Here is an 8,647-nt window from a genome sequence, read left to right on the forward strand (position 1 = left end):
GGGCCTGGGCCAGTTCCTGGACATTGCCGTAGCGCTCCTGCCGCGGCAGCCGCTCCAGAGCCTCGACGAGAGTGTCGGGCGCCTGGTGGCCGCGCAGTTCGCGGGCCAGCTCACGCGAGCTCGCGGGGAACACCCTGCGGCCCAGGATCCGGGCCAGATCCAGCCGTACCGACTCCAGAGACGTCGGCGCACGGCTCGGTGTCACCGGCCCGTACGCGACCTCGGGGTCGTCCTCGGCGGCCGGCTCCGGGTCGTGCCACTCCTCACTGCGCGTGGGGTGCCCTGACCTGAGCAGACCCTGCAGTTCGTGTTTCATCTCGTCGTCCCGGTGGACGCTCAGCCGGTCGCTTCCTCGCTGCATGTCTCCCTCCAGACCTTCGGGGGTCCGCACCGCGTACCCGAACACCGGAAGCCGACACGGGTTCTGCACACCGGATCGCCACACCGCCCTGGTTTGTGCCACGGCCTCAGGGAGACCCGGATCACACCCCCCACCTCTCCCTGGGGAAGGACCCGCCATGGCGATGCTCGCTGTGCTCATCCCGCCGCTCATGCTCGGAGTGGTGCTCGTTCTCGGCCGGTACGAGGAACTGCTGCTGCCACCGGAGAACGCCGGCCGGCGTGAACCGGCCGGCGTACCCGTGCCCCCCGCTCCCGCGGCCGCTGCTCCTTCTCCCGCCCCGGCGGGAACTCCCGCACCGTCGCCCTGAAGCCCTGCTCGGCCATCGATCGCCGGTCCGCGTCGGGTCACCCTGCGCGACCGAGGAAAACCTCTCCGGGTTTGCGTGTGAGGGCCCGGGGCAGGCGCACCCCAGTGCTTCGGACAGGAGGCACGTCCGTGGGAGCGGCGTGAAGCGTCGCCAGCCGGCGCCCCTGTCCCGCAGCGGATGCGCTCCCACGGTGACCGTCCAACCCAGAGCACCAGCAAGGGAATTGCGACGCATCATGCCGACTCACACGAGCACGAAGCAGCACCCCCATGACGACGCCCCCGACACCGCCGAGGCGTTCCGCAGGCTCGCCGCCCTCTCCGCCGGCCCGGAGCGCGACGTGCTCCGCGACGAGATCGTCGAGGCCTGGCTGCCCATGGCGGAGCGCATCGCCGGACGTTTCCGCAGCCGCGGCGAGAGCCTGGACGATCTGCGCCAGGTCGCGGCCCTCGGCCTGGTCAAGGCCGTGGACCGGTACGACCCCGAACTCGGCAACGCCTTCGAGAGCTATGCCGTGCCCACCATCACCGGCGAGATCAAGCGGCACTTCCGTGACCACATGTGGACCCTGCACGTACCCCGCCGGGTCCAGGAGCTGCGCAACCGTGTCCGGTTCGCCTCGCAGGACCTGTCCCAGACCATCCCCGGCCGCCGGCCCACCGTGGCCGAGCTCGCCGAGCACGCGAAGATGAGCGAGGAGGACGTCAAGACCGGCCTGGAGGCGCTGGAGAGCTTCACGGCCCTGTCCCTGGACGCGGAGCTGCCCGGCAGCGAGGACGGGTACTCCCTGAGCGACGCGCTCGGGTCGCCGGATCCGGCGCTGGACACGGTCGTGGACCGTGAGGCGGTGAAGGACGGGCTGGCCGCGCTGCCGGAGCGGGAGCGGGCGATTCTGTACATGCGGTTCTTCTCCGACATGACGCAGAGCCGGATCGCCGAGGAGCTGGGGATTTCGCAGATGCATGTGTCCCGGCTGATCAGCCGGTGCTGCGGGCGGGTGCGGGAGCAGGTCATGCGGGATGTCGTGTAGCGCGGGGTCGCGGTTCACCCGGTTGGAGCGTGCCGTCCCGCTAATGGGGGTCGGTCGCGCGCGGTGACGCGGTGAGCGGGCTGTGATGGCGGAGGGGCTTTCTCTGTCGTCGCCGAAGGAGTTCGCGCCATGCGCCGCACCCTCCAGGCCCTGTCCGTCGCCGTTCTCGCCGGGTCCGCCCTGGTGGGCTTCGCACCCGGCGTCTTCGCCGAACCCGCCGCCGAGGTCAGTCCCGCCACCGTCGAGCCCGGGGGGACGCTCACCATCTCGGTGAGCTGTGATCCGACCGGTGGGCCGCCGCCCGACACGATCGACGCCACCTCCCAGGCCTTCGACGACGGCACGGTCCCCCTGCGCAGGGTCACCGGCAACGACGACAAGGTCTCCGGGCCCGCCTACCGGGGCACGGCCCGCATCGCGTCCGCCGAGAATTTCGAGGGCGATCCGGACGCCCTCGGCGAGGACTCGGCGTGGACCGTCGACGGCACCTGCCCGGCCGCTCCCGGTGGGGAGGGCAAGGAGTGGAGCGCGACGTTCACGGTGGCCCACGGCGGCGGCCACCACAAGCCGTCTCACCGGCCCACGCACCGGCCCACCCACAAGCCCTGCCCCGAATCGCACCACCCCCACGACGCCGAGTGCGGCGGAGCGGTGATCCAGCGCGGGGTGCGGGCCGGTGACGGCGGTGCCTTCACCGACTCCGTGCCGGCCCTGGTCGCGGGCGGGCTGCTGATCGCGGGCGCGTTCGGGGCCGCCGCGCACCGGCTGCGCAACCGGGAAGGCGACCCCTACCGCTGACCTGACCGTTCCGCAGCGCCTCCGGAACGGCCCGCTTCCCCGGCCCGGCCCGCTCATGCTGTGACCGTCACAACCCGGCGGGGCGCCCATGGGGCGGCGGCACCCTGGGTACTCAGTGGCCGAGGGCACGAGCCGCACCGCACGGATCACCAGAACACGGCGGCACCAGGCACAGCGGAGGTACGGATGCGGCGGACGGACCCGCAAGGCCACGGCCCCGTCCGGTTCGGGCCGCCGCTCCCCGAGGACGGGCTGCCGGTCCTGCCGGAGCTGTCCGCGGTGCTCGCCGCGGCGGCGTCCCGTGGCGAGCACGAGCCGGTCGGCGGCGGCCCCGCGCTGCGGGAGGCCGCCTGCGGCTACTGGGACCGGCGCGGACTGCACTGCGCCCCCGACCGCGCGGCCGCCGGCCCCGGTGCGCCCTCCCTGTTGCTCGCGCTGACCGCCGCCCTCGGCGGTGACGTCCTGGTGCCGAGGCCCTGTGCCGCCTGGTGGGCGCCGTACGCACGCCTGCTGGGGCGGCCCGCCTTCCATGTGCCGACCCCGCCGGAGAGCGGCGGCGTCCCCGATCCGTACGCCCTGCTGGAGACCGTGCGCCGGGTCCGTGCCGAGGGCGGCGACCCGCGCCTGCTGGTGCTGTCCGTCGCCGACGACCCCACCGCTACCGTCGCCCCTCCCGAACTGCTGCACGAGACCCTCGAGGCCGCCCAGGGGGAGGGCCTGCACCTGGTCAGCGACGAGACCTGGCGCGACACCCTGCACGACCCGCACGGCACGGTGCTGCTCAGCCCTGCCGAGATGCTGCCCGACCGGGTCACCGTCGTCACCGACCTGGCCGGTTCCCTGCTCCCGCCCGGCTGGCCCGCCGCCGTGGCCCGCTTCCCGGCCGGCGAGGACGGCGACGGCCTCCACGCGCGCGTGCTCGACGTCCTCACCGCGCTCGACGCCCGCGTCGCCGCCCCGGTCGCCACGGCAGCCGGGTACGCCCTGGCCGAACCGGAACCTGTCACCGCGCGCGTGGCCGCCACCGTAGGCCTGCACGCGCGCCTGGCCGCCGCGGCGCACTCCGCCGTCGTCGCCGCCGGTGCCCTCTCCCGGCCCCCGCAGGCCGGCCGGCACGTGTACGTGGATCTCGCCCCGCTGCGCCCCGCGCTGACCGCCCACGGCGTGGGCGACGCACAGGAACTGGAGGACTTCCTCTCCGTCCGCCTCGGCATGCCCGCGCCGGGCGGCCACCGCTTCGGCGACGACCTCGAAGCCCCGCGCGTGCGGCTGTCGACCGGCGCACTGCTGCCCGCCTCCGACCCGGAACGCGCGGAATGCCTCACCTCACCCGCGCCGTTGGAACTGCCGCACGTGCGAGGCGCGTTGATCCGGCTGAAGTCGGTCTTCGACGATCTCCGCGACGAAGCTCAGCGATGGGAGCCTCCTCGATGACGCAGCAGTCCGAGTCGACCACGGGCACGACCACCCAGGAAGCCGGCGACCCGGCACTCCCGTCCGCTCTCGCGCCCCCGTCCCCGCTCGCGCCCCCGTACCCGCCCCTGGCCGAACCCCGGCCGCTGGCCGAGCGGAGAGTGTGGCCGCGCACCTTCCACGACCGGCTGACCGCCCCGCTCCCCGGCCTCAAGGCCATCGCCCGCTTCGCCCGCGAAGGCTCCGTGAGACCGAGCCCCCAAGGCCTCGCCGACATCCCCCGGCTCCCCTACGCCCCCGGCCCGCTGCCCCGCGTCGACGCCCGCACCATCGCCGTCACCTGGGCGGGGCACGCCAGTTGGGTGCTGCGCGTCGGCGGCCTCACGGTCCTCACCGACCCGGTCTGGTCCCGCCGGATCCTCGGCACCCCCGCCCGCATCACCCCCGTGGGCGTCCCCTGGGAAGAGCTGCCGCGCGTCGACGCCGTCGTCATCAGCCACAACCACTACGACCACCTGGACGCCCCCACCCTGCGCCTGCTCCCGCGCGACACCCCCGTGTTCGCCCCGGCGGGGCTCGCCCGCTGGTTCCACCGCCGCCGCTTCACCCGCGTCACGGAACTCGACTGGTGGGAAGCAGCCGAACTGGACGGCGTCCGCTTCGACTTCGTCCCGTCCCACCACTGGTCCAAGCGCACTCTCACCGACACCTGCCACAGCCTGTGGGGCGGCTGGGTGCTCACCGACCGGGACGGACAGCGCGTCTACTTCGCCGGTGACACCGGCTACGGCCACTGGTTCTCCCGCATCGGCCGGCGCTACCCCGGCATCGACCTCGCGCTCCTCCCCATCGGCGCCTACGACCCGCGCTGGTGGCTCAGCGACGTCCACTGCAACCCGGAGGAGGCGGTCCGGGCCACCCAGGACCTGGGCGCCCGGCGGATGGCCCCCATGCACTGGGCGGCCTTCGTCCTGTCGGCGGAGCCGGTCCTGGAGCCGCTCCTGCGCGTACGAGCGGCCTGGGAGAAGGCGGGGCTGGCACGCGACAACCTCTGGGACATGCCGGTGGGCGCCTCGAGGGTGCTGCTCGGGGACTGACCTCAGGCGCGCGGGGAGCTGCGCACCCGCCGCACCAGACTCGGCACCGCGCTGATCACCAAGGTCAGCGCGATCGCCGCCACCACGCCCTCCCACGGCTGATCGAACAGCGATCCCCCGAGAATCCCGATCAACTGATAGGTCACGGCCCACGCCAGACACGCCGGCAGGTTCCCCCGGGAGAATCGCCGCAACGGCCACTCCGCCAGAAGACAGGCCAGCATCACCGGGATACGCCCCGCCGGCACCAGCCGGGACAACACCAGCACCGCGACACCGTGCGAGGCGAGTTTCTCCTGCGCCTGAGCGAGCCGGTCCTCCGGCGCCCGCGCCCGGATCGCCTCCAGCCAGCGCGAGCCGTTCTTCGACTTCAGCCCGCGCCGCCCCAGCCAGTACAGCGTCGCGTCCCCGAGGAACGCCGCCAGCGACGCCGTCAGGAACACCATCGCCAGCGAGAACGGCGACGTCTGGTGAAAGGCGACCACGGCCGCCGAACTCACCAGCGCCCCCGTCGGAATCACCGGCACCAGCGCCCCGACCAGCACCAGCAGGAAGAGCGTCGGATAGCCGACCGCCTGCTGTGTGGACGTCGGCACGATGGACGCCGGGGTGACGGCCGATGCCGCCAGCAGGGGCAGACCCGCCTGCGCCACGGGCGCGGTCCAGGTCACCGGGCGACCTTCAGCCGCACGCTCTCCCCGTGCCCGAGCCGGTGCACCGCCACGTCGGGTGCGCGCCTGGCCGCCAGCCGTACGAATTCGTCGCCCGGCGCGTGGAACTCGTGGGGGCGCACGGCGTCCATCCCGATCGGCCAGTACGTGCCGTAGTGCACCGGCACCGCACTGCACGGCGCCAGTTGTGCCAGCGCCTCCGCCGCCCGCCCCGCGTCCAGATGTCCCTCGCCCAGGTACGGCCCCCAGCCGCCGACCGGCAGCAGCGCCACCTCGACCGGCCCGACCTCCTCGGCCATCGTGTCGAACAGTCCGGTGTCCCCGGCGAAGTACGTCCGGGCCTCGCCGGCTATGACGTAGCCGAGCGCGGGGGCGCGGTGCGGTCCGAGCGGCAGCCGCCGCCCGTCGTGCCGCGCGGGCACGGCGCGTACGACGACGTCGCCGACCGGGGTCTCGTCCCCGGGCGCCACCTCGCTCACCCGCAGGTGCGCGAGCCGGCGCAGTCCGGGCACCGCTCGGCGCGCGCCCCGGGGCACGAGCAGGCGCGTGCCCGGAGCGAGCCGCATCAGCGAAGGCACGTGCAGATGGTCGGCGTGCAGATGCGAGACCAGTGCCACGTCCGCGTCCAGGGCGCCGGGCGGCGGCAGGTCTCCGCGCCGGCGCCGCAGGTGTGCGAGCCGGCGTGCGAACAGGGGATCGGTGAGCACGCGTACGTTCGAGTCCTCGACCGTGCAAGTGGCGTGACCCCACCAGGTGATCTCCACCGGCACTTCTTTGCCTCCTTCGCGCGACTCCCCGAAGCCTACGGGCAGGAGTAGGGTCGGCGGCGAAACCGGAGGTGAGGGGGGACGCCATGGTGCCGGTCCGGGTCACGGCGATCGCGAGTCTGACGCCGCTGGAGGAGCTGGACGACGATCCGTTCCTGGTCGACTCCCGCAGCCAGCACGCGATGTGCGCCCGCTGGGCCGCCGAGCGGGGCTATGTGGTCAGCCGGGAGTTACTGGTCCGGGGGCTGCGTCCCGACCACGGTGCCCTCTGGGACGGCGTCCGGCCCGGCCTCGACCTGTTCGTGGCGCCCAGCCGGCGGGTACTCGAGAGCGCGCTCGCGTCCGTCGAGGAGTTCACCGCGGAGTGCGCCAAGCGCGGGGTGCGCGTCGAGACGGTGGGGCACGCGGAGCCGGCGTACGACGCGGCGATGAAGGCGTGCGTGCACCGCCGGCTGTCGATGCCGACGGCCGGCTACGACGGACGCTGACGCGACGACAGCGAACGGCGTGCCCTCGGCCCTGCCCCGCCCTGCTCGGCAGTGCTCGGCGGTGCGAGGGACGAAAGGCGCTCCCCGGGCGTTGTGACAGGGTGGATGAGGGCCTGCGGCGGCGGGCCGGGACGTGAGGTGGCTGGGCGTGCGGGGCGTGCGGTGGCGGCGGGTCGCCAGTCAGGTGGGGCGGAGCGTCGCCGTGTGGGCGGTCTCCACCGTCACCCTGCTCCTGCTCGCCGGGATCCTGCCGGACTTCCGGCTCCGGTCGGCGGACGGCGACAGCGCCACCGACATCGCCGTCACGGCCGCCTTCGGCGCCGGCGCCTTCGGCCTGCTGTCGGCCGTGGTCTGGCCGCTGCTCGTCCGGCTCCTGCTCCTCGTACCTGCGCTGGTGCTCGGGCTGCTGGTGTTCTTCCTGAACGGCGCGCTGCTGCTGCTCGCCCTGCGTCTCAACCCCGCCGAGCGCGGCGCCGCCGCCCCGGAGACCGCCGTCGTGGTCGCCGCCGTGATGTCCGCTGTGGCGTCCGCCACCGGTGCCGCCCTGGCCGTGCGCGACGACGACGCCTACCGCCGCAGGCTGTACCGCCTCTCCGACCGCCGCCGCCGCCGGGCCGGGCCGCCCAGCCCGTCCAGCCCCGGCACGGTGTTCGTCCAGCTCGACGGCGTCGGCCACGATGTCCTGCTGGACGCGGTCGGCAAGGGCCTGATGCCCACCGTCGCCCGCTGGCTCGACTTCGGCGACGGCGGCCGCTCCACCCACCGCCTCACCCCCTGGCGCACCGACTGGTCCAGCCAGACCGGCGCCAGCCAGCTCGGCATCCTGCACGGCAGCAACCACGACGTCCCCGCGTTCCGCTGGTACGAGAAGGACACCCGCGAGGTGGTCGTCTGCAACCGCCCGACCAGCGCCGCCGAACTCCAGCGCCGCGCCGTCGGATACGCCGGACACGGTGGTCTGCTCACCGTCGACGGCGCCAGCCGCGGCAACCTGTTCAGCGGCGGCGCCGAACAGCAGGCCCTGGTGCTGTCCATCGCCACCCGCCGCCGCAGTCGCGAGAACCGCTCCCGGGCGGGCTACTTCGCCTATTTCTCGGATCCGGCCAACGCCGTGCGCACCGCCCTGTCCTTCGTCGCCGACGTAGGCCGGGAGATCGGCCAGTCCACCCGGGCCCGCCTCCGAAAGCAGCGCCCGAGGGTCTCCCGCGCGGGCCTCTACCCGTTCGTCCGGGCCTTCGCGACGATCGTCGAGCGGGACGTCGTCGTCGCCTCGGTGACGGGCGACATGCTCGTCGGCCGCAGCGCCGTCTACGCCGACCTGGTGGCCTACGACGAGGTCGCCCACCACTCCGGCCCGGTGAGCCGCGACGCGCAGAAGGTCCTCGAAAGCCTCGACCGGTCGCTCGCCCTGATCGAGAACGTCGCCGAGCACGCCCCGCGCCCGTACCGGATCGTCGTGCTCTCCGACCACGGCCAGAGCCCCGGCGAGACGTTCCGCTCCCGCTACGGCCTCACCCTCGGCGACCTGGTACGGGCCGGCTGCGGACTGCCCGTGCCGCGCAAAGCGGAGCGCACCCGCAGCGGCACGGAGGCCCGCGCCGCCGTGCGTGCCGCCCTGCGCATCCCGGTCGAGGAGGGCGGCGAGCGGCACCGCCCCGCGCGCCGCCCGGAGC

General features: G+C 74.1%; 10 protein-coding genes. 7 read left to right on the forward strand and 3 right to left on the reverse strand.

The genetic code is table 11. From position 1 onward, the window contains the following. A partial coding sequence (locus tag ACFTZL_RS35945) for a DUF2795 domain-containing protein (protein WP_382591877.1) occupies nt 1-361 on the reverse strand: 361 nt, incomplete at its 3' end. 157 nt (nt 362-518) lie between these two features. Between ACFTZL_RS35945 and ACFTZL_RS35950 the strand changes: the two genes are divergently transcribed. From ACFTZL_RS35950 to ACFTZL_RS35970, 5 genes are all read left to right on the forward strand, one after another. Next, nucleotides 519-710, forward strand: a complete 192-nt coding sequence (locus ACFTZL_RS35950; RefSeq protein ID WP_382591880.1) for a hypothetical protein — start codon at nt 519-521, stop codon at nt 708-710. Nucleotides 711-945: 235 nt separating this feature from the next. Beyond that, nucleotides 946-1,740, forward strand: coding sequence for an RNA polymerase sigma factor SigF (locus ACFTZL_RS35955; protein WP_382591882.1), 795 nt, complete (start codon nt 946-948; stop codon nt 1,738-1,740). A gap of 129 nt (nt 1,741-1,869) precedes the next feature. Then, complete coding sequence (locus tag ACFTZL_RS35960; RefSeq protein ID WP_382591885.1) at nt 1,870-2,538, forward strand: hypothetical protein; 669 nt, start codon at nt 1,870-1,872, stop codon at nt 2,536-2,538. A gap of 186 nt (nt 2,539-2,724) precedes the next feature. Beyond that, the gene (locus ACFTZL_RS35965; RefSeq protein WP_382591888.1) at nt 2,725-3,972 is read left to right on the forward strand and encodes an aminotransferase class I/II-fold pyridoxal phosphate-dependent enzyme; all 1,248 of its coding nucleotides are present in this window, start codon (nt 2,725-2,727) and stop codon (nt 3,970-3,972) included. Continuing rightward, nucleotides 3,969-5,048 (forward strand): MBL fold metallo-hydrolase, encoded by a 1,080-nt coding sequence (locus tag ACFTZL_RS35970; protein ID WP_382591891.1) that lies wholly within the window; start codon nt 3,969-3,971, stop codon nt 5,046-5,048. The genes ACFTZL_RS35965 and ACFTZL_RS35970 overlap by 4 nt, the downstream gene beginning before the upstream one ends. Before the next feature lie 2 nt (nt 5,049-5,050). On the opposite strand, the gene ACFTZL_RS35975 is transcribed toward ACFTZL_RS35970, so the two are convergent. Further along, nucleotides 5,051-5,680, reverse strand: coding sequence for a DedA family protein (locus ACFTZL_RS35975; protein ID WP_382591902.1), 630 nt, complete (start codon nt 5,678-5,680; stop codon nt 5,051-5,053). Between the two features lie 35 nt (nt 5,681-5,715). Further along, a complete protein-coding gene (locus ACFTZL_RS35980) occupies nt 5,716-6,489 on the reverse strand; it encodes an MBL fold metallo-hydrolase (RefSeq protein WP_382591893.1) in 774 nt (257 codons plus the stop codon). Nucleotides 6,490-6,572: 83 nt separating this feature from the next. Here ACFTZL_RS35980 and ACFTZL_RS35985 point away from each other — a divergent pair, with 83 nt between their 5' ends. Together ACFTZL_RS35985 and ACFTZL_RS35990 are read left to right on the forward strand one after the other, a co-directional pair. After that, on the forward strand, nt 6,573-6,974 hold the full coding sequence (locus tag ACFTZL_RS35985; protein WP_382591896.1) for a hypothetical protein: 402 nt from the start codon (nt 6,573-6,575) through the stop codon (nt 6,972-6,974). A 148-nt stretch (nt 6,975-7,122) separates the two neighbouring features. Further along, on the forward strand, nt 7,123-8,647 hold a 1,525-nt coding region (locus ACFTZL_RS35990; protein ID WP_382591899.1), incomplete at its 3' end, for a phage holin family protein.

This window comes from Streptomyces sp. NPDC056948 (assembly GCF_042674225.1).
In the GTDB taxonomy this organism is placed as follows: domain Bacteria; phylum Actinomycetota; class Actinomycetes; order Streptomycetales; family Streptomycetaceae; genus Streptomyces; species Streptomyces purpurascens.